This is a genomic window from Streptomyces sp. NBC_00576 (assembly GCF_036345175.1).
GTDB lineage: Bacteria > Actinomycetota > Actinomycetes > Streptomycetales > Streptomycetaceae > Streptomyces.
This window is the reverse complement of the sequence record NZ_CP107780.1, coordinates 6,334,987-6,352,927: the sequence shown is the minus strand read 5'-3', so window position 1 is coordinate 6,352,927 and position 17,941 is coordinate 6,334,987. Positions and strand designations below refer to the sequence as shown.

At 67.0% G+C, this 17,941-nt stretch carries 18 protein-coding genes and 3 pseudogenes; 16 read left to right on the top strand and 5 right to left on the bottom strand.

Annotated elements, in window-relative coordinates:
* The first annotated feature begins 19 nt into the window (after window positions 1-19).
* From OG734_RS27435 to OG734_RS27395, 9 genes are all read left to right on the top strand, one after another.
* Complete coding sequence (locus OG734_RS27435; RefSeq protein WP_330290151.1) at window positions 20-1,186, top strand: 3-deoxy-7-phosphoheptulonate synthase; 1,167 nt, start codon at window positions 20-22, stop codon at window positions 1,184-1,186.
* Window positions 1,187-1,210: 24 nt separating this feature from the next.
* A complete protein-coding gene (locus OG734_RS27430) occupies window positions 1,211-1,834 on the top strand; it encodes an isochorismatase family protein (RefSeq protein ID WP_330290150.1) in 624 nt (207 codons plus the stop codon).
* Window positions 1,831-3,696: an anthranilate synthase family protein gene (locus OG734_RS27425; RefSeq protein ID WP_330290149.1), complete on the top strand. Its 1,866-nt coding sequence runs from the start codon at window positions 1,831-1,833 to the stop codon at window positions 3,694-3,696. The genes OG734_RS27430 and OG734_RS27425 overlap by 4 nt, the downstream gene beginning before the upstream one ends.
* On the top strand, window positions 3,693-4,046 hold the full coding sequence (locus OG734_RS27420; protein WP_330290148.1) for a hypothetical protein: 354 nt from the start codon (window positions 3,693-3,695) through the stop codon (window positions 4,044-4,046). Before OG734_RS27425 ends, OG734_RS27420 begins: the two co-directional genes overlap by 4 nt.
* A gap of 11 nt (window positions 4,047-4,057) precedes the next feature.
* On the top strand, window positions 4,058-4,879 hold the full coding sequence (locus OG734_RS27415; protein ID WP_330290147.1) for a PhzF family phenazine biosynthesis protein: 822 nt from the start codon (window positions 4,058-4,060) through the stop codon (window positions 4,877-4,879).
* A gap of 13 nt (window positions 4,880-4,892) precedes the next feature.
* On the top strand, window positions 4,893-5,531 hold the full coding sequence (gene phzG / locus OG734_RS27410; protein ID WP_330290146.1) for a phenazine biosynthesis FMN-dependent oxidase PhzG: 639 nt from the start codon (window positions 4,893-4,895) through the stop codon (window positions 5,529-5,531).
* A gap of 107 nt (window positions 5,532-5,638) precedes the next feature.
* Window positions 5,639-6,739 carry a phenazine antibiotic biosynthesis protein gene (locus tag OG734_RS27405; protein ID WP_330290145.1) on the top strand — a complete coding sequence of 367 codons (1,101 nt, stop codon included), beginning with the start codon at window positions 5,639-5,641 and terminating at the stop codon, window positions 6,737-6,739.
* Window positions 6,739-8,103: an aldehyde dehydrogenase family protein gene (locus tag OG734_RS27400; protein ID WP_330290144.1), complete on the top strand. Its 1,365-nt coding sequence runs from the start codon at window positions 6,739-6,741 to the stop codon at window positions 8,101-8,103. The genes OG734_RS27405 and OG734_RS27400 overlap by 1 nt, the downstream gene beginning before the upstream one ends.
* Before the next feature lie 141 nt (window positions 8,104-8,244).
* On the top strand, window positions 8,245-9,759 hold the full coding sequence (locus OG734_RS27395; RefSeq protein WP_330290143.1) for a GMC family oxidoreductase: 1,515 nt from the start codon (window positions 8,245-8,247) through the stop codon (window positions 9,757-9,759).
* Between the two features lie 269 nt (window positions 9,760-10,028).
* On the opposite strand, the gene OG734_RS27390 is transcribed toward OG734_RS27395, so the two are convergent.
* A complete protein-coding gene (locus OG734_RS27390; protein ID WP_330290142.1) occupies window positions 10,029-11,009 on the bottom strand; it encodes an Lrp/AsnC family transcriptional regulator in 981 nt (326 codons plus the stop codon).
* Between the two features lie 774 nt (window positions 11,010-11,783).
* Here OG734_RS27390 and OG734_RS48055 point away from each other — a divergent pair.
* From OG734_RS48055 to OG734_RS27380, 3 genes and pseudogenes are all read left to right on the top strand, one after another.
* Window positions 11,784-12,323 (top strand): annotated as a pseudogene (locus OG734_RS48055) (ISAzo13-like element transposase-related protein); the annotation flags it as partial.
* Between the two features lie 115 nt (window positions 12,324-12,438).
* A pseudogene (locus OG734_RS48050) lies at window positions 12,439-12,713 on the top strand (ISAzo13-like element transposase-related protein); the annotation flags it as partial.
* Between the two features lie 376 nt (window positions 12,714-13,089).
* On the top strand, window positions 13,090-13,242 hold the full coding sequence (locus OG734_RS27380) for a hypothetical protein (protein WP_330294045.1): 153 nt from the start codon (window positions 13,090-13,092) through the stop codon (window positions 13,240-13,242).
* Between the two features lie 587 nt (window positions 13,243-13,829).
* On the opposite strand, the gene OG734_RS27375 is transcribed toward OG734_RS27380, so the two are convergent.
* Together OG734_RS27375 and OG734_RS27370 are read right to left on the bottom strand one after the other, a co-directional pair.
* Window positions 13,830-14,384, bottom strand: a complete 555-nt coding sequence (locus OG734_RS27375) for an NAD(P)H-dependent oxidoreductase (RefSeq protein ID WP_330290141.1) — start codon at window positions 14,382-14,384, stop codon at window positions 13,830-13,832.
* A gap of 302 nt (window positions 14,385-14,686) precedes the next feature.
* Window positions 14,687-14,812, bottom strand: coding sequence for a hypothetical protein (locus OG734_RS27370; protein ID WP_330290140.1), 126 nt, complete (start codon window positions 14,810-14,812; stop codon window positions 14,687-14,689).
* A gap of 79 nt (window positions 14,813-14,891) precedes the next feature.
* Here OG734_RS27370 and OG734_RS27365 point away from each other — a divergent pair.
* Window positions 14,892-14,987 (top strand): annotated as a pseudogene (locus OG734_RS27365) (tyrosine-type recombinase/integrase); the annotation flags it as partial.
* 353 nt (window positions 14,988-15,340) lie between these two features.
* On the opposite strand, the gene OG734_RS27360 reads toward OG734_RS27365, so the two are convergent.
* On the bottom strand, window positions 15,341-15,463 hold the full coding sequence (locus tag OG734_RS27360; RefSeq protein WP_330290139.1) for a hypothetical protein: 123 nt from the start codon (window positions 15,461-15,463) through the stop codon (window positions 15,341-15,343).
* Between the two features lie 247 nt (window positions 15,464-15,710).
* Here OG734_RS27360 and OG734_RS27355 point away from each other — a divergent pair, with 247 nt between their 5' ends.
* The 3 genes from OG734_RS27355 to OG734_RS27350 are packed head-to-tail and all read left to right on the top strand — an operon-like array spanning window position 15,711 to window position 17,396.
* Window positions 15,711-16,559, top strand: coding sequence for a thermonuclease family protein (locus OG734_RS27355; RefSeq protein ID WP_330290138.1), 849 nt, complete (start codon window positions 15,711-15,713; stop codon window positions 16,557-16,559).
* Window positions 16,537-16,971: a sugar dehydrogenase complex small subunit gene (locus tag OG734_RS48045; RefSeq protein ID WP_443065106.1), complete on the top strand. Its 435-nt coding sequence runs from the start codon at window positions 16,537-16,539 to the stop codon at window positions 16,969-16,971. The genes OG734_RS27355 and OG734_RS48045 overlap by 23 nt, the downstream gene beginning before the upstream one ends.
* Before the next feature lie 17 nt (window positions 16,972-16,988).
* On the top strand, window positions 16,989-17,396 hold the full coding sequence (locus tag OG734_RS27350; protein WP_330290137.1) for a hypothetical protein: 408 nt from the start codon (window positions 16,989-16,991) through the stop codon (window positions 17,394-17,396).
* 153 nt (window positions 17,397-17,549) lie between these two features.
* On the opposite strand, the gene OG734_RS27345 is transcribed toward OG734_RS27350, so the two are convergent.
* Window positions 17,550-17,858 (bottom strand): hypothetical protein, encoded by a 309-nt coding sequence (locus OG734_RS27345; protein ID WP_330290136.1) that lies wholly within the window; start codon window positions 17,856-17,858, stop codon window positions 17,550-17,552.
* Window positions 17,859-17,941: the final 83 nt, after the last annotated feature.

Below are 17,941 nucleotides of genomic sequence, written 5' to 3'. Positions count from 1 at the left end.
ATCAATGGAGAAGGTCGTTATGGGAAACATCCTTGCCGACATCGATAGGGCCCAGGCGCGCCATCAGCCCGAATGGGACAATCCCTCACAGGTCGAGCTCGTACGAGCGATGCTGTCATCCGTCACACCGCTGGTGACCGCGGCGCAGGTGGAGAACCTCCGCTCCCACCTGGCCCGCGTCGCCACCGGCGAGATGCAGGTGCTGCAGGCCGGGGATTGTGCGGAGGACCCAGCCGAGTGCACCGCTGGGCACATTCAAGGCAAGACCGGACTCATCGACCTGCTCGCCCAGAACCTGGAGACCGCCACCGGCAAGCAGACGCTGCGGGTCGGGCGGATCGCAGGGCAGTTCTCCAAGCCCCGCTCCAGCCGGGTCGAAAAACTCGGCGATGCCGAACTGCCGTCCTTCTTCGGGCACATGATCAACGGGCCCGAACCTACCCACGAGAGCAGGCGTCCCGATCCACTGCGCATGCTCACGGGCTACATGGCGGCGCGGGAGATCATGATGCAGCTCGGGTGGGTCGGGTCAGCACCTCGGCTTGACGGATCTGTTGTCTGGTCCAGCCATGAAGCGCTGCTTCTGGACTATGAGATATCGATGCTCCGAGAGCTCGACGGCGGTCGGCACTGGCTCGGCTCCACCCACTGGCCGTGGATCGGCGAGCGGACCCGGCAGATCAACGGCCCGCACGTCGCACTGCTCGCCCAGGTGGTCAACCCGGTTGCCTGCAAGGTCGGTCCGTCAATGACCGTCAGCGAGATCGTCGAGCTGTGCGACCGGTTGGACCCGGAGCGGGAGCCGGGCCGGCTTTCACTCATCGTGCGCATGGGCGCCGACCTCGTCGCTGAGAGGCTGCCCCGGCTCGTCGAGGCTGTGCAGTCGGCCGGGCACCCGGTGGTCTGGCTCAGCGACCCGATGCACGGGAACACCGATTGCGCGGCTGACGGCACCAAGTACCGGCTCGTGGAAACCGTCGCCCGGGAAGTCCGCGGCTTCCGGCGGGTCCTGGACCTGGCGGGGGTTCCGGCCGGGGGGCTTCACCTCGAGGCGACCCCCGACGACGTGACCGAGTGCGTGCTGGACACGGCCGAGCTGGGGTCGGGCCCCGTCACCAGCCTGTGTGATCCGCGGCTCAACACCCCCCAGGCCATCAAGGTGGTCTCGGCGTGGTCCGAGTACTGAGATTCATAAAGAGGGAGCCTTGTGATGACGGGAATACCGCCGATCGCGCCTTACAGACTGCCACCGAGGGATGCGCTGCCGGGAAACACCGTGCGCTGGACCGTCGACCCGGATCGGGCGGTGCTCCTCATCCACGACATGCAGAGCTATTTCCTCAAGCCCTTTGAGGACGGCATGCGCAGCGAATTGGTGAGTAACATCGCCGACCTCAAGAAGCGCTGCGGAGCGCTGGGGGTGCCGGTGGCCTACACCGCCCAGCCCGGCGGGATGACGGACCGGCAGCGTGGGCTCCTGAAGGACTTCTGGGGCCCCGGCATGCGCACTGACGAGACCGAACGCGCGGTCGTTCCCGAACTCGAACCCGACGCGGACGACTGGGTGAGCACGAAATGGCGCTACAGCGCGTTCTTCGGGTCGGAGCTGCTGCAGCGCATGCGCGCGCTACAGCGTGACCAGTTGATCATTTGCGGCGTCTACGCGCACATCGGTGTGCTGTCGACCGCTTTGGAGGCGTTCTCCAACGACATCCAGCCTTTCCTGGTCGCCGACGCGCTCGGCGACTTCTCCGAAGACCGCCACAAGATGACCCTCGAATACGCGGCACGGTGCTGCGCCATGGTGGTCCGAACCGAGGACGTGCTCGCATGAGCGCCCTGCTTGAGCAGGTTCTCGCGCTGGAACTCCCCGCCTTCGCGATCATCCACCGTCCCGAAAGCGGCTCCCTCGGCAAGCTGGACATCCTGACCGGCCAGGTGACCGAGTACAAGTCGCTGGACGACATCCCGTTGGCCGACGGCTCCGGGCCGGGTCCCGCGCTCGACACGCTGGTGCTCGTCCCCTACCGGCAGCTGGCCGATCGCGGCTTCGCCGCGCGGGACGACGCCACGCCCCTGCTCGCGATGAGCCTCACCGCTCGCGACACGGTGCCGGTCGCCGAAGCGCTCGCCGGCTTCCCGCAGGTCCCGACGGAATTGGCCGACGGACACTTCGACGTGGACGACGACGCCTATGCGCAGATGGTGCGTCAGATCGTCACCGAGGAGATCGGCACCGGCGAGGGCGCCAACTTCGTGATGAAGCGCTCGTTCGTCGCGGACATCGGCGACTACTCGCTGACCAGCGCCCTGTCGTTCTTCCGGCGGCTGTTGGAGCGCGAGGAGAAGGCCTACTGGACCTTCATCATCCACACCGGCCGCAACACTCTCGTCGGTGCGACACCGGAGCGCCACATCTCGCTCGCCGGCGGCACGGCCGTCATGAACCCGATCAGCGGCACGTACCGGTATCCGTCCGGCGGCCCCAGCTTGCAGGGGGTCATGGAGTTCCTCGCCGACACCAAGGAGACCGACGAGCTCTACATGGTCCTCGACGAGGAACTGAAGATGATGGCCCGGCTGTGCGATGACGGCGGGCGCGTCCACGGGCCGTACCTGAAGGAAATGGCGCGGCTGGCGCACACCGAATACCTGATCGAGGGCAGGACCAACCGCGATGTGCGTGAGGTTCTGCACGAGACGATGTTCGCCCCGACCGTCACCGGAAGCCCGCTGGAGAGCGCCGCCAAGATCATCTCGCGCTACGAGCCGAAAGGACGCGGCTACTACAGCGGGGTCGCCGCGCTGATCGGACGGGACGCGGCCGGACAGCAGACACTTGACTCGGCGATCTTGATCCGGACGGCCGACATCGATCCCGCCGGCCGGATGAACATTTCCGTGGGGGCCACACTGGTGCGCCACTCCGACCCGATGGCTGAGGCCGCCGAGACCCGCATCAAGCTGGCGACCCTGCTGAACGCGCTCAAGTCCGACCGTTCATCCGGCTACGCGGCCAACCCGGAGGTCCGCGCCGCCCTGGAGCGCCGCAACGAGGGGATCGCGTGCTTCTGGCTCCGGGACAAGGCTGACTGCCCGCCGGCCGGGGCCTTGCTGGACGGCATGAGGGCACTGGTCGTGGACGCTGAGGACACCTTCACCGCGATGCTCGACCAGCAGTTGCGGTCACTGGGGTTGTCTGTGGAGGTCCGCCGCTTCGACGAGCCGTACGACGTGGCGGCCTACGACCTGACGGTCTTCGGTCCCGGTCCGGGAGATCCGCGGATGACCTCCCACCCCAAGATCGCCAAGCTGCGGCAGTCGATCGACACCGCGCTGGCGAGTCGTCGGCCGATGCTGGCCGTGTGCCTGAGCCATCAGGCACTCAGCATGAGGCTCGGCTTCGACCTGCACCGCCGCGAGGTACCCAACCAGGGTGTACAGCGTGAGATCGAACTGTTCGGCGTGCACGAACGAGTGGGCTTCTACAACACGTTCGCCGCGCACAGCGCGGTGAGCAAGCGAACCGTCGAAGGGATCGGCGTGGTCGAGGTGAGCCGAGACGAGGAGACCGGCGAGGTGAACGCGCTACGCGGGCCGGGCTTCGCCTCGGTTCAGTTCCACGCCGAGTCGGTACTCACCGTCGACGGCCCGCGCATCATCAGCGAGGCGATACAGGGGGTACTCGGCCGATGAGAGTGGATGTCGTCTGGTGGGACCTGGCCAGGTCCCACCAGACCGTCGAATCCCTGGAGAAGGATCTTCGTGACGGCTCCGTCGAGCCGTGGCGCGAAGTCAAGGGACTGCGCCTGAAGCTGTGGATCGCCGACCGTGAACGCGGCCGTTGGGGCGCGGTCATGTGGTGGGATTCTGACGTTCCGGCAGATCAGCAGCTGCCCCCCAACCGGGCGGCCGAGCTGATCGGGTACGCACCCGACCACCGCGCCGGCTTCGACGTCGCAGCGGTGGCCGAGGGGATCGACTCGCTCGGCCTCGCCTTCTCCGCCGGGCCCTCGGTACCGGCACAAGCCGCGGAGTGCCGATAATGCACCGATACATGGTCGTAGATGCTTTTGCCAGCGAGCCGCTGCTGGGCAACCCGGTCGCCGTCTTCTTCGACAGCGAGGATCTGACCGGTGAGACGATGCAACGCATCGCGAAGGAGATGAACCTCTCCGAGGTCACCTTCGTGCTGCCGGCCGAGCAAGGCGGCGACGCACGGATCAGGATCTTCACCCCGGTGAACGAACTGCCGTTCGCCGGGCACCCGATGCTCGGTACAGCCTTCGCGCTCAGTCGGACCTGGCGACGCGACAGGCTGCTGCTGGAGACCGCGATGGGTGTGATCCCGTTCGAGCTGGGCACCCGCGACGGCGCCGCGTGGGTCCAGATGGAGCAGCCGGTTCCCAGTTCGAAGCCCTACGATCTCGCCACGGAGCTCCTGGCCGCACTCGGGGTCGAGTCATCGACGGCCCCGGTCGAGATCTACCACAACGGGCCGCGTCACGTGTTCGTGGGGTTGAGCGACGTCGAGGCGCTTTCCGCTCTCCACCCGGATCATCGCGCCCTCTCGCGCTTCCCCGACATGGCCGCCAACTGCTTCGCCGAGGCAGACGGGGGTTGGCGGACGCGGATGTTCTCCCCCGCCTACGGGGTGGTCGAGGACGCGGCGACCGGTTCCGCTGCCGGGCCTCTTGCGATTCACCTGGCCAGACACGGGTTCGCCGAGTACGGGCGAGAGATCAAAATTACCCAGGGAGTGGAAATGGGACGCCCGTCGGTCATGAGGGCGACCGCCGAAGGGGTCGGCGAGTCAATCAGCTCGGTCCTCGTCGGCGGGCACGCCGTCATGGTTGCCGAGGGAACAATCAATGTCTAGAGGGGGGCCTTTCATGGACGCAAGTGGATACGAGTCCCTCAGCGGGAAGGTCGACCTCCCCTTCCCCGAGTACGACCAGCCGCCGTCGGAGCCTCTCCAGCTGGTGCGTAGCTGGCTTTCCGAGGCACGGGAAAGCGGAGTCCGCGAGCCCTCCGCGCTGGCGCTGGCCACTGCGGACTCCCGCGGCCGCGCCTCCAACCGGATAGTCGCCATCACCGATGTCACCGACCTCGGTCTGGTGTTCACCAGCCACAGCTGCAGCCAGAAGGGACGCGAACTCGCCGCTACGGGGTGGGCGTCGGGTTTGCTGTACTGGAGAGAGACCGGTCAGCAGATCATTCTCTCCGGTCCGGTCGTGCTACTGCCCGACGCGGAGTCGGACGCCCTGTGGTCCGCCCGGCCGATTCCGTTGCACGCCATGTCGACGGTCACCCGGCAGAGTGAGCCACTGGAGGACGTCGAGGCCCTGGGCGCCAGGGCACGCAGCCTGGAACTGACCGGGTCGCCCCAGCCCCGGCCGGAGTTCTTCGTCGGCTACCGGCTGCAGCCCGACGTCGTCGAATTCTGGTCCGCGAGCTCGGACCGGCTGCACCGCAGGCTGCGCTATGACCGCGACTCGCTCGAGTGGCGTACGAGCCGGCTGCAACCGTAGTCCCCCGCTCCTTCGACGAACCCTCCTGGCGCTCACCGCCTTTCACGGCTTCGGCGGCATCGTCGTCGTGCCCGGACACACCCGACCCTTTCCATGAGGAAGAGACAATGCCTCTTACCGCAGACCAGATCCTGGATCTTCCGTTCGACGTCCAGCCCGATCCGGACGAGTTCATCCGCGCCGCCATGGAGTGGCACTTCAATCCCGAGACCGGCTGCAAGTTCTGGCTGGACCGAGCCGCTACTCTCGGCTTCGATCCGCGAGCCGATGTCAAGACGCACGGGGACCTCCGGCTCTTCCCGAACGTGGCCGCGGAGCTTCGTGACGTCCGTGGCGAGGACCTGATTCCCAGGGGATACGGAAATCAGCCCGACGTGGTCGGGTTCTTCGAAAGCGGCGGCACCACCGGCGCTCCGAAGCGGGTCGTTCTGATGCGGGACTGGCTTGACCGCATGGTGAGTTGGAGCAACGCGAACCTGGACCGCCACGGTGTGCCGCGCGGAGGGAACTGGCTGGGAATCATCCCGACCGGACCGCACGTCGTGGGCACCCTGTTCCGGCAGCACGCCGTGACGCACGGCCGCCACGGCTTCACGATCGACCTCGATCCGCGCTGGGTGAAGCGGCTCATCGCCGACGGTCAGTTCGGGCAGGTCGACGCCTACGCCCAGCACCTCATCGACCAGGCCGCCGAGGTCCTGCGGACGCAGGACATCGGCCTGCTCACCATCACGCCCCCGCTGCTGGAACGGCTGGCCAGGGACGAGAAGCTGGCCGCCCTGGTGAACGAGCGGGTGAAGTGCATCAGGTGGGGAGGCACTCAGATGGACGCCGACTCCCGGCACCTCTTCAAGACCGAGGTGTTCCCCGAGGTCGCGCTGTGCGGCGAGTACGGAAGCACGATGATCATCGGGGTCGCGGGCGAGCGCGCCGGGATCTCCGTCGACGATCCGTGTGTCTTCGACTCGTTCTCCCCCTACGTGACCTTCACGGTCGTCGATCCGAAGAGCCTTGAGCCGGTGCCCTACGGAGAGCGGGGCCGGGTGCTGGTCAACCACGTCAGCAAGTCCTTCCTGCTGCCCAGCAACCTGGAACGTGACCTCGCCACACGGATTCCTCAGGTGAACGGCTTGGTCGGGGACTCGGTCGCCGACATCTCCACGGTCGCGGTCTTCGAGGAAGAGGACGTCATCGAGGGGGTTTACTGATGATCGACCTGCCCGCGCTCGGTGCAACGGGTGCCTACCGCTCCAGGAACATGCAGACGGTCACCGATGTGGCAGGCACTGCCCTCGCGGAACTGAGCCTCGTGCCGCCGTTGTACGTCAACCGCACCATGGCGGCGCTGCGCCGGAGCAGCATCATGCCGGCCGACGAACGGGCCGACGCGATGATCCGTGCGGCCAAGCTCTTCGCGACCGCGACGATCGACGGCCTGACCGTCGAGGAGTATCAATACGCTGTCAGCAGGGTCGGTGGAGTCCCGATCTCCTCCGTCGTCGCGGCGACCACGACGGTCGCCGAGCGGGTGGCGAAGGCTCATGCGAGCGTCCAGTACGCGCGCCCACGGGGGGCGGTCGACAATTGGCGCGATCCGCTGACGCGGACCGGGCGTTCGGTGTGGACACGGCGCGGAGACGTGTTCGCCGTGCACGCCGCGGGCAACCATCCCGGCACCCACAGCATCTGGCCGGAGGCACTGGCGCTGGGCTACCGCGTCGCGGTCCGCCCGTCGAGCCGCGATCCCTTCACCCCGCACCGGCTTGTGGCGGCACTGCGGAGCGCGGGATTCGCCGACGATCAGGTGGTGCTCCTGCCCACCGACCACGCCGGTGCCGACGCCATTCTGCGCGGCGCCGACCTGGGGATGGTGTACGGCGGCGAGGAGGTGACCCGCAAGTACGGCGAGGCCGCGACGGTGTTGCCGCAGGGGCCGGGTCGGTCGAAGATCCTCATCACGGCCGACGTGGACTGGCGCGACCACCTGGACGTGATCGTCTCATCCGTGAGCGGCCACGGCGGGACCGGATGCGTGAACACGACAGCCATCTTCGTGGAGGGCGACCCGACTCCGCTCGCCGAGGCGGTCACGGCGCGGTTGTCCGCCGCGACCCCCTTGCCGCCCGAGGATGACAAGGCCGTACTCCCCGTACAGCCGGTCGCGGTCGCCAAGGCGATCGAAACGCACCTGCTCAAGAAGGCGGCCGGCGCCCGGCCCTGGCTCGGCGGCGACGGCGTCGTGGGCGAACTCGGGGACGGGAGCGCCGCGCTGCTGCCCGCCGTCTTCCAACTCGACGATCCGGCCGCTCCGCAGGCAGGTGTGGAACTGCCGTTCCCGTGCGTGTGGATCGCGCCGTGGACACCCGAGGCCGGCACGGAACCGCTGAAGAACACGCTCGTGCTCAACGCGATGACCCACGACACCCAGCTCATCGACCGCCTGCTCGGCGAGCCGACCATCAGCAACCTGTACCTGGGAAGCCAGCACACCCACTGGATGGATCCCTCGGTACCGCACGATGGCTACCTGGCCGACTTCCTCATGCGGAACAAGGGCGTCATCCGGAACTGACTCCCCGTGCCTGTCAGCCGCCACTGAAAGTGGTTCCGGCGACGCTCACGTTCGCACCGTGAGCGCGGTTTTGATGTCGCCCGCGGCGGCTCGCCACCGGGACGCTCCCTCCAACTCCAACTAGATCGAAAGGGCCATACCTTGTCCCACTCTGTCGAACCGGCCGACGTCCTGATCGTCGGCGGCGGGGCGGCCGGCGCAGTGCTCGCCGCGCGCCTGAGCGAGAACCCCGCCCGGCGCGTCGTGCTGCTCGAGGCCGGGCCGGACTACGGCCCCACCCAGTTCCCCGCCGCGCTGCTCGACGCCAACCGCATCGCCGATCTCGATCACGACTGGGGATACACCTCACGGGGCGGGCGACTGAGCCCCACGATCGCCGCTCTGCGCGGCAAGGTGATCGGCGGGAGTTCCGCCGTCAACGCCGGCGCCGCCCTCCGCGCCCGCGCCCACGACTTCGCCCGCTGGGCCGAGAACGGGCTCGACGACTGGAGCTTCACCGACGTCCTGCCGTACTTCCGCGCCCTGGAAAACACCCCCACCGGCCAGGACGAGTTTCACGGGCGAAGCGGGCCGATGCCCGTGCGCCAACTGGCCGACTCCGATCTGACCGCCGCGCATCGTGGCTTTATCGACGCTGCGGTCGCCCGTGGCCACAAGCGGATCGCCGACTTCAACGGTGCCGAGCAGGGCGGCGTCGGAGCCTTCGCGGTCAACGTCCTCGATGGGATCCGACAGAACACCGCACTGGTCTACCTCACCGCTGAGGTGCGCGCTCGCCCGAATCTCACCGTGCACGGTGCAGTCACCGTCGACCGGGTCCTGTTCCGCGGTGGCAGTGCGACTGGAGTGGTCACCGCCGACGGGGTCGTGCACAATGCCGACGAGGTGATCCTCTCTGCCGGGACCTATGGAAGCGCGGCGATCCTGCTGCGCTCCGGCATCGGCCCCGCCGGCGAACTGGCGTCGCTCGACATCGAGCCCCTCGCCGACCTACCCGTCGGACAACACCTGCAAGACCACCCTTTCTACCCCGCGGTCTATGCACTCGCCCCGGGGCGATCGGAGATGACTCCGGCCCTTGGCGCGCTGCTGTGGACCGCCTCCAGCGAGGCCGCGGACGGTGAACTCGACCTGAACGTCGTCGCCGTGCATCCCAACGGGGCTCCGTTCATGCCCACCGGCGGCGTCATCGCCCTGTCCACGGCTCTCGTGCTCCCCGACGCGCAGGGCACGCTGCGCCTCGCCAGCCGCGATCCGCTTTCCCAGCCCTTGATCGACCACAACTACCTCGGCACCGAGCGCGACCGCCGACGCATGCTCGAAGGCGTACGAATCGCCCGTGATCTGGCCCGTGACCCGGCACTCGCGCCGTCGCTCGCCGAGCTTCTGATGCCGCGCGAACTGCCCGACGAAGCCGAGGAACTGACGCGGGTAATCGAATCCAGCCTCTCCATCTACGGTCACCCCACCTCCACCGCCCCTATGGGTGCCGCCGACTCGCCTCAGGCCGTCGTCGACTCCCGCGGAGCCGTGCACGGACTCGCCGCCCTGCGTGTCGTGGACGCCTCGATCATCCCGTACGTGCCCTCCAGCGTCACCAATCTCACCACGATCATGCTCGCCGAACGCATCGCCCACCTCGTCTACAACCACTGATATCCGTAGGCGGCCGAGAGGCTGGCCACTCACCTTGATTGTTCTGGGGCCGAGCCCCAGGCCCCGCGTTCCTGCACGTCACCGAGCTTCCCTGGCTGAACTCGACGGGAGTTCAGCCAAGGAAGCTCGGCTTGGGGCGCGGCGAGCGCCGCATCCGATGGGTGCGGTGGTTCGGCGCACTTCACGCAGGCCAGGCCACGCAATCAGACCTCTGTTGAGGAAACGAGGCTCACGCTACGAATCTGACTGATGGAGGCTCCGAACCCGCGTCAGGCTGAATTGCTACGTCTGGGGCTGCTGTGCAGGAACGGACTGCAGGTTTTCAGGGTCCTCTGGACAGGACTTGTTTCGAGCATGCGGATGGATTCCAGCGCGCTGAGCCTGTCGGCCAGGTAGTCATGCAGTTCACTGGGACTCTTGCACAAGACGAGGGCCACCAGGTTGGTTGGGCCGGTGGTAGAGGCCAGGAAGGCTAGTTCCCTGTGTTGGATCATGGTGCTCGCTACCTGGTTCAGGTGCGCGGGGGCGACCGACATCCACAGCAGGGCTTGCGTGGTGATGCCGTATACCTCCGCACTGATCTCGACGTCGAAGGTGAGCATGCCGCCGGCCTGCAAAGCAGCGAGTCGGCGCGTAATGGTCGAGGGAGACTGGCCGGTCTCGGCGGCGAGGTCTGTGTAGCTGATGCGGCCGTTATTCTGCAACGCGGCCAGCAGGTGCCAGTCCGCTTGGGTCAAAGACGAGCGGACCTTGGGCTCTTCAGCGTCATCTGACGAGTCGAGTGCTCGGCGCAGTTGTTCCTGCTGCTCGTTGGTGAGAGCGGTAGTGTGCCCCTGCCATGCGGTGGGACCGCCTAGATAGGTGTGCAGCAGACGGTGCGCCGACACCTCGGCGATGTTGGCCACACGAGGGATCTCGCGGAACAGCAGCGTATGGTGCGCCACGGAGTTCGTGACTAAGCATATTTCGGTTCCCCCGGACACGAGCCGCACCCAGGTGGTGTCGTCCCGCCGAGCCAGGCTCTGCGCGACACTCTGAGCGGTGTTCGGGCTGGCCGTGAGCCTCAGAATCCACTTCCCACCCGACGGTTGCCGCGGGTTCACCACCCCGACAACGCGAAGCGCCAGCTCGCTGCTCAGCCGCCCGTAGCGACGGGCGACTGTTTGCGTGGAGACGCCCAGAACCTCGGCGATCCGGCTGAACGGCGCCCGACCGTCGATACGCAGGGCATGAATAATGCAGTGGTCCAATTCATCGACTGTGGGGACCGTTGGCTCAGAAAAATCGCCACGTCTAGGGCCAGGGACGCTCAGCAAGGTTTGCGGCACCAGTTTCCCTCGGATAGCATGGGACAGGACCTCGTCAATGGGACTTGGCTGCCGGCGGACTTGGCGGTCGGCGACGGCGTTTTCCATCACCAGGACCCCGGCGAGTTCCGTTCCATGGTGATGGTCAGTCAGTTCTCATGATCGGTCATGCCTTGCCGGACTCGGCGCGCGCGCATGGAGTCGCATAATCGTGGTTTAAGGAATACATGTTCGGTATCACCAGCCTGCTGACCTCGGCCGCGGGACCCAGCGACCTGGCGATCCGCCAACAGCTGCACTGATCCGCCGAGTACCGGCAGCACGTCCTGGATGACACCTTCGAGGAGGAGCGCCGTCAGGCCCGCACTGCACGCCTGAGCCTCTCCACCCTGCACGACCTGGCATTCCAATGCAGCCGCTGCCACTACACCAGCCCCCCGACCAGTTCATGAGCTACTACGGACCATGACCATCACCACGAAGTGGACATCATAGGTCAAGAGGAACTCGCCGGGGTCCTGACTCATCGCCAGGGCTCGGTCGGCGGGATCCTCTAGGTTCAATCTTCGGGCGAGTGTACATGTTCTTGCTCTTCGTGGGTACGGCGGCCCGCCCAGGGAGCTGACGATTAATAACTTCAGTGTTCTGTGCGGTGGTTGAGTCGTAAAGATTTCGGAAGACACCGTCTCGCGCGGGGCGGCTGAACCGGACGCAGGGATGTCGCCCTCGGTGCGTGTGCGTCGGCCCGGGGCGGGGCGCAAGCGGCTGCGCGAGCACGACCCCGGTCTGGTAGCCGCGCTCTTGGCGCTGGTGGAGCCCGGGAAGCGCGGAGATCCGGAGTCCCCCTCGCAGTGGACGACCAAGTCGACCCGCAAACTCGCCGCCGAGCTGTCGGCTCAGAGGTACCGCATCGGCGCGGACACCGTGGCCGCCGTGCTGAATGAGGAGGGCTTCTCCCTACAGGCGACCTCGCGGACCACCGAGGGTGCCCAACATCCCGACCGGGACGCCCAGTTCCGCTACATCAACGACAAGGTCTGCGAGTTCACGCAGGCAGGCGAGCCGGTGATCAGCGTGGACACCAAAAGAAGGAAGTGCTCGGCGACTGCGCGGTGGCCGGTCGCGAGTGGCACCGCGCCGGTCAGCCCGTGCAGGTCCGCGCACGACTTCCCGGAGAAGAAGGCGGTGCCCTACGGGATCTACGACCTGGCCGCGGACGCCGGGTGGGTCTCGGTCGGCTGCGACGGGGACACTGCGGCGTTCGCCGTGGCCACCCTGCGCCGCTGGTGGGAGGCGGAGGGACGGGGCCCGCTACCCAAACGCGACCCGGCTGCTGATCACCGCGGACGCCGGCGGGGCGAACGGCTACCGGGTGCGGACCTGGAAGAAGGAGCTCGCCGACTTCAGCTACGCGGCCGGCCTGGAGGTCGTGGTCTGCCACTTCCCTCCGGGACATCGAGGTGGAACAAGATCGAGCACCGCCTGTTCTCGCGGATCAGCACCAACTGGCGCGGCAGGCCGCTCGCCAGCCATGTAGTCGTCGTCAACACCATCGGCGCGACCACGACCCGCACCGGGCTCACGGTCCGCGCCGACTCGACCCCGGCGCCTACCCGACCGGCACCACCGTTCCCGACCACGTCATGGACCGGCCCCCCCCTGGAGCCGCACGAGTGGCACGGCACCTGGAACTACAGCATCCGACCCGAACCGCTTGACCCCGAACCCCCGCGCCCGTCACCGGAGTTCGGCCGCTTCCCCACGAGGGACAAGGCCCCCGCATGGCTGCACCATCCCAGCCTGACCGGCATGGAGCCCACCGCCTGGCAGACTCTGCTCGGCCGCTACCGCGACTACCTGGACGAGCACCCGCCGATCATGATCCCCGGCAAGAAGACCGGCCCGGCACCGGCAGCCACCACCTCTCCACCATCGCTCCGACCGCCTCCTGGTCTGCGCCCTCAAGACCCGCTGGTCCCTGCCCCAGCCGCCGCTGGCGTCTTTCCTCAGCGGCTGCAAGGCCATGATCGGCGCCGCCGTCCGCGACGTCGGCCGCGACCTCGCGGCTCTCGGGCACACCGTACCCACTGGTGCCATCACCGTGTCCGCCGCCGAGCAACTCGCCGCCATCGCCGGACACACCCTCGTCCCGGACAGCACCAAGATCCCGAAGTAATTTCCGCCAGCTCCCAGGGCTCAGCCTGGGAGCGCAGAAACATAGCCCAACTCGGTCCGTTACGTCGTGGGGCCGGGTCGATACCGTGCCTCCCCAGCCGTCGTTCTCGCGGGCCATGCGCAGCAGAGCCTCGTGATCGAGGGATGCCGGCGCGGACACCCCGGGTTCTTGCGCCGCGATTTCTCCGCCCAGCGTCGTTTCACCACGGCCCGGTGCCACTTGAGGATTCGCGGCGTTGACGGGAATCCGCAGGCCCGCGTGCCGGGCTCGAGGTATCAGAGCCAGGAACGCGGCGAACAACGCCCGATCCGCCCATGTCAGCTTCGGGCGCGCGGTCACGCGACGTTCGAGCAGCGCGACTGGGTGGCCAAAGAGAAGGATCTCCGCGTCTTTCCAGGCCGGCGATCATCGCCGAACCGGCACGAAAATCGTAACCTGTGCCCTGCGGGTGACCTGCACGGACGGCATTATCGGCAAGCACAGGAGGAGTGAGTCGAGCTTCCTTCGCTGAACTCCCGTCGAGTTCAGCGAAGGAAAAAACATGGTGATTAATCGCGAAAACTCGAAGAATTCGCGAATAATCGAGGTCAGCCGACCGGCGTCTCACCGGTCGAGATGAGCTTGCGGTATTCCTTGGCGTCCAGGACGAGGTCCTCGTCCGACGGGTCGAATATCATGCCGTAGATGGCGTGAAAACCCTGGTAGTCAAGCTGGCAGAACTCCAGCGATTGAGTGACCGGGGCGAGGTACTCCTCGAGGGGCCGTCGGGCGAGGCCTTCCGCGGCGTAGGTCTCCAGGGTGCTGCCGACCGTGACGGCCAGCCAAGCCTTCTTGCCGTGCAGCGCGGAGGGGGAACCGTCGAAGGTGAAGGCGAAACCGTGAACCAGCACCGCGTCGATCCAGGCCTTGAGCATGGAGGTTACGTTGTACCAGTAGACCGGGAACTGGAGAACGACGGTGTCGTGCTCGCGCAGCAGCTGCTGCTCGCGTGCGACATCGATGTTGAAATCGGGGTAAGCCTGATAAAGGTCGTGGACGGTGACGTTGTCCAAGTCCTTGATCTCGGCGAGCCGGGTGGCGTTGGCACGGGATTCCGTGAGGTTCGGGTGGGCGACAATGACGAGGGTGCGATTGGTGGTCACTGACTGTTCCTTTTCTCGTGTAGGACGCGAACCCATGTGCGTCACTGTCAATGTTGGCGAGCGGGTCGGCCATGGCCGCGGGCATGCGTTCTTCTCGAGCGCTTTGAAAGGGCGATCGCTTTCGGAACGAGCGGCTGTGTCTCTGTAAGTAAAGGCGGTCGGTGATCCGGGCGGCGTTTCTCACGCAATATTGACGGACTCGTTCCACCGGCAACCGTCCGGGTGGTGGATATTCACGCGGACCCCCAACGCCCCAGGGCTTCGGCCAGAGGCATTGCATGTTGGCGATCTGTCCTGGTCTGTCAGCTGAGGCCGAAGGTTTCCAGCGGGTGGCGGTAGTCGCGGCCGGTGCGGCGGAGGGCGGCGGCGATGTTGGTGTCGCCGTCTTGGCGGAACGTGCTGATGGCGAGGTTGCGCAGGCTGGCCATGGTGCGGGGTAGCGCGGCGGTGCGGATCGGCCGTCAGCCGCGCGACCGCGGGGTAGCGCCGACCGCACCGGCCGCGCGGATCTTCGAGCGGCTCGTGGCGGCCTCTGGGCTGCCGCCGATCCGGCTGCACGATCTGCGGCACGGTGCGGCAACGCTCATGCTGGCGGCCGACATCCCACCAGACCCGGAACGACTTCCGGGCACCCGCCCGGGACAGGGCAGCACCCCGATGAGTGGCTGGATCAGCCAAGGATCCGAGGAGTTTCGAAGCGGGGAGCTACACACCCGCATTGGGATGAGAAAGGCAACCTGCCCCCTTGACCCGGGGCGGAGCAGATGACCGTTCTCGCAGGTCAGCCTCGCGGAAACAGCGTAGCGGGGTTCAGTCGAACGTCCACAGCCTGTGTGGATCAGACACGTCCCGGTTGCGCCAGGCTCGGCTCATTCGGCTGAACGTCACCAGTTCCGCCACCGGGTAGACCAGGGAAGGGACTTGGCTTGGAGATTGCGGAACTGCCGGCCCGGACATCATCCTGCGCGGCCACCCACTGCACCGAGTTCTTCACGGTCGGCACCCTTGGCGGTGTGCCCGGTCAGCTGCCACGACACCAGCTCCGGCGTCTTCGCCTTCACCGACACGACTCTCGCCATGGGCCTGGGCCCCTGTGGGGGGGGCGACCGCTTTCGCGGTCGACGTCCACCTGTACTGACCCCCTGGCCCCCTCTGGTTCAAGCAGGAGCGCAGCGAGTACCCCATTCGCACGCCCTAACGGGCATATGCGACAACCGGCGATTAGCTTGACCGTTATGGGAGATTAATCCGCCCGTTCGATCCTCCTCCGAATGTTCGTACGGCGGCGCTCCCCTTCCGATCCATCCCACCCCAGCCGGAGTAGCCATGCCCATGCTGCTGATCCAGGGCTCGTTCCACCTCAAGGACACCCAGCCCGACGGAGACACCGTCCATTTCATCGCCGACAACCCGGACGACTGGCAACTCGTCGGGGGCAAGAACCCCGTGCAGCTCACCGCCGCAGACCACGCCAAACTACGGCTGGAGGGCATCGATGCCCTCGAAACCCACTACGCCGGTACACACCAGCCCCTGCAACACGGTCATGCCGCGGCGAGCGAGCTCCTCGACTGGCTCGGCTTCACCAATGTGCAGCGCAAGCCGGACGAAACCGTCACGGCATCGACGCCGTCAAGTACGCCCGGATTCATCCTGACCCGGGGTGCCGACCTGTTCGGCCGCGTGATCGCTCTGGTCGGCCGAGGCAACCCTCCGGGGACGAGCGGCACGGAGATCAGCGTGGGCGTGCCCCTGCTGAAGCAGACGGCCAACCATCACCTCGTCTCGGAGGGGCTGGCGTTCCCGACCTTCTACCGCAGCCTGTTCACGGACCTGCGTGTCGAACTGACCACGGCGGCCCAGCAGGCCCGGGCGGCCGGCAAGGGACTGTGGCCCGATGACGTGACGACGTCCGGGGTGAAGATCACCGGACTGTCCTCCATCACCGACGACGCGGTGATCTTGCCCAAACTGTTCCGGCGGCTGGTGGACTTCCTGAAGCTCGACATGGCGGTCACCTGCTTCCCGGCCTTCCTCGCCGGTAAGGAGGACAAGGTCACGGTCCTGTCCACCGGCGAACGTTTCCCCGGTCTGCACAAGGTGGTCACCATCAGCAACGCGAAAACGGTCCGACTCACAAACCCCGCCGAAGATCTCCTCTTCGACGAAGGATGAGCGCCATGACCGACGGCCCGACTTCCTGGCACTGTCCGAACTGCTGACCGGGGAGCCGTCCCTCGACGCCGCGCTGGCCGACGCCTACCAGCAGCGCCTCGCCCGCGCCTGTCCGGCAGCCCTGCCCGGGCTCATCGCCGCGTACCGGACAGCCGACGCAGCGCCCGATTCCGCGGCCGCCCTGCAGGCGGCCCTGGACGCCGACGCCGCGCTGGCCCGGGTCGCGCGCGAGACGATCGCCGTCTGGTACACCGCTCAGTTCGCCCGGCCCGATGACACCCAGGATCCACCGGAATCCCCCGCGCAGTACCGCGCCGACCTGGTGTGGAAGGTGATCCAGACCCACCCAGTGTCCGCCACTCCCGTCCCACCGTCGCCGAACGGGTACGGCTACTGGACCCACCACCCCTAAGGCAAGGGCACAGGCCCATGGATACCCCGTACGACGTCGTCATCGTCGGAGCCGGTGTGGTCGGCGCGCTGTGCGCCTGTCAGGTCAAGCAGGCCAGACCCGATGCGCGCGTCCTGCTCCTGGACGCCGGCGACAACGCGCCCGAAGCGCGCGAACGGGACAGGTACGTGGACGCCTACCAGGTCTCCCCGGCCAAGAACGTGCCCTCGCCGTACGCGGACCTGCCCAACAACAAGCTGGAGTACGCCCCTTCGTCGGACGGCACCGGCGACGCAGCAGTGATGAACCGCTACTACGAAGAGGCGGGCCCGGACCTGTACAAGAGCGGCTTCCAGCGGATGGGGACGGTTTGGACGAACCGCTGGTGGGCTCCGTACTCACGCCGAGGAGCTTCGCCACTGCGGTGCGGAAGTCGGACATCGTGATGCCTGCGGGGGGTCCGGCTTGCCGGCCTGCCACTCCTTGGGGGCTATCACCGACTTCCCGGACCAGCCGTGCGCACAGCAGAGGGCCGCGCTCACCTTGTGCATCGCTTCCAGCTGGGCTTCCGGCCAGTTCTGGCCGCTGCCGGTGTTGATTCATTCGAAGCCGTAGAAGTGCAGGGTGCCGTCGGTGTCGTGGTGGACCACAACGCCGTGGACCGAGCCCCAGGCGCCCTTGTGGTTACGGTTGTGGATGCGCCAGCTGCCGTGCTCGACGACGCGGACACCGGACTTCTTCAGAACGGCGAGGAACTGGTCTGCGGACAGTGGCTGAGCCACGTCGTGACACTTTCTCCCCCGCGCCTCCGCGCCGTTGGCCTGCCAGGAGCCACCTGACGGTCCCTCGTAGTGCAGCCGCCGGCCATGGGCGGCGGCGGGTCGCCCGGCGCGCGGAGCCTTGTCCATCCAGCGTCGCCGTGTCCCGCGTAGGAGACCCTGTTGCAGGAACGAGAGACGCCCTGCCCCGGTGGTCGGGGCAGGGCGTCACC

Bases quoted from the DNA above. Each gene is read 5' to 3' on its own strand.
- OG734_RS27400 (WP_330290144.1), top strand. From the start codon at position 6,739: ATGATCGACCTGCCCGCGCTCGGTGCAACGGGTGCCTACCGCTCCAGG.
- OG734_RS27425 (WP_330290149.1), top strand. From the start codon at position 1,831: ATGAGCGCCCTGCTTGAGCAGGTTCTCGCGCTGGAACTCCCCGCCTTC.
- OG734_RS27380 (WP_330294045.1), top strand. From the start codon at position 13,090: ATGATCGGCGCCGCCGTCCGCGACGTCGGCCGCGACCTCGCGGCTCTC.
- OG734_RS27345 (WP_330290136.1), bottom strand. From the start codon at position 17,858: ATGGACAAGGCTCCGCGCGCCGGGCGACCCGCCGCCGCCCATGGCCGG.
- OG734_RS27420 (WP_330290148.1), top strand. From the start codon at position 3,693: ATGAGAGTGGATGTCGTCTGGTGGGACCTGGCCAGGTCCCACCAGACC.
- OG734_RS27405 (WP_330290145.1), top strand. From the start codon at position 5,639: ATGCCTCTTACCGCAGACCAGATCCTGGATCTTCCGTTCGACGTCCAG.
- OG734_RS27360 (WP_330290139.1), bottom strand. From the start codon at position 15,463: ATGGCGAGAGTCGTGTCGGTGAAGGCGAAGACGCCGGAGCTGGTGTCG.
- OG734_RS27435 (WP_330290151.1), top strand. From the start codon at position 20: ATGGGAAACATCCTTGCCGACATCGATAGGGCCCAGGCGCGCCATCAG.
- OG734_RS27355 (WP_330290138.1), top strand. From the start codon at position 15,711: ATGCCCATGCTGCTGATCCAGGGCTCGTTCCACCTCAAGGACACCCAG.
- OG734_RS27430 (WP_330290150.1), top strand. From the start codon at position 1,211: ATGACGGGAATACCGCCGATCGCGCCTTACAGACTGCCACCGAGGGAT.
- OG734_RS27350 (WP_330290137.1), top strand. From the start codon at position 16,989: ATGGATACCCCGTACGACGTCGTCATCGTCGGAGCCGGTGTGGTCGGC.
- phzG (WP_330290146.1), top strand. From the start codon at position 4,893: ATGGACGCAAGTGGATACGAGTCCCTCAGCGGGAAGGTCGACCTCCCC.
- OG734_RS27370 (WP_330290140.1), bottom strand. From the start codon at position 14,812: ATGGCCAGCCTGCGCAACCTCGCCATCAGCACGTTCCGCCAAGACGGC.
- OG734_RS27415 (WP_330290147.1), top strand. From the start codon at position 4,058: ATGGTCGTAGATGCTTTTGCCAGCGAGCCGCTGCTGGGCAACCCGGTC.